The following is a 1,360-nucleotide window of genomic DNA, read 5'->3' as shown; positions in this document are numbered from 1 at the left end:
CGCGTTGACTCACAAAAAACCTCCGCGTAGCCGGATACGTTGCCTCATTGAAAAAGCTCCGGGATGGGTGGGGCGGGGATCCTTGAGGGATGGGGTTGTCGATGGGTGAGCGTAAGGCTGTTACGAGGCATTTGGCTGAGTCCTACCGTGCTGGTGACCGGGCCAGGAAGGGCAGGATTCTCGATGAGGTTGTCGAGTTGACCGGTTGGCACCGGGACTATGCACGGGCGGTGTTACGGCATGCGTTGGATCCACCGCGGCCCCGGCCCGTGCGGCCGGGACGCGCACCAACGTACGGAGCGGACCTGCAGGATGGGCTGGTGCTGTGCTGGGCGGTGCTGCGCGCGCCGGCGGGGAAACTGCTGGCACCGATGCTGCCGGATCTGGTCCAAATGCTGAGGTCCGAGAAGGCCTTGGACCTCACCGAGAAGCAGGCGGCGTTGCTGAGCCGGATGAGCGCGGCAACGATCGACCGGCGCCTGGCCGGCCAGCGCGCGAAGCTCTTGCCGCGGGGCCGGTCCCATACCAAGCCAGGGTCGCTGCTGAAATCGCAGATCCCGGTCCGGACATGGGCGCAGTGGGATGACGCGGCCCCGGGTTTCGTCGAGATCGACTTGGTCGGACACGACGGGTCGAACAGTTCCGGGCAGTTCTGCTACACGCTCACCGTCACGGATATCGCGACCGGCTGGACCGTGAACCGGTCAGTGCCGAACAAGGCCCAGAAGCACGTCTTCGCGGCCCTGCAGCACGTCATGGGTGTGTTCCCGTTTCCCGTGGTCGGTATCGACTCGGACAACGGGACCGAGTTCATCAACAACGAATTGCTTGAGTTCTGCGTTCAACAGCACATCACTTTCACCCGTTCCCGACCGGGGAACAAGAACGACGGCGCGCACGTCGAGCAGAAGAACTGGTCCCGGGTCCGTGAGCTGGTTGGCTACCTGCGCTATGACACCACCACGGAACTGGAACTGCTCAACCAGATCTGGGATCTGGACCGGATCTTCAGCAACTACCTGCTGCCCCAACAAAAACTCGTCATGAAAGTCCGCCATGGAGCCAAAGTGAGCAAAACCCATGATCGGGCAGCGACCCCGCACCAGCGCGCGGCCACCCATCCGGCCCTCTCGCGGATGCCCGTGATCCGGATGAACGCCCAATACAAAAAGATCAAACCCTCAGCCCTTTCCCAGCAGATCCTCGCCCTGACCGGGCAGCTAGAAACCATTGCCACCGCCAAGCGACCTGCACCGGTCAAGCCCGCCGTCAACGAGCAATGGAACCACCACGACAGCCGGAGGTTTACCTATGAGGCAACGACTCAAAGTTCCCGGAGGTATTGACATGAGGCAACAGG

General features: G+C 62.4%; 1 protein-coding gene. It reads left to right on the top strand.

The window, feature by feature from the left end:
• Positions 1-101 precede the first annotated feature (101 nt).
• Complete coding sequence (locus ACFVSJ_RS24425) at positions 102-1,346, top strand: transposase family protein (RefSeq protein ID WP_387439706.1); 1,245 nt, start codon at positions 102-104, stop codon at positions 1,344-1,346.
• The last annotated feature ends 14 nt before the right edge of the window (positions 1,347-1,360 follow it).

It is taken from the genome of Paenarthrobacter sp. NPDC058040, from assembly GCF_042885775.1.
Lineage (GTDB): Bacteria > Actinomycetota > Actinomycetes > Actinomycetales > Micrococcaceae > Arthrobacter.
The sequence above is the reverse complement of the archived record's forward strand: the minus strand, read 5'-3'. Positions and strand labels throughout refer to the sequence as shown.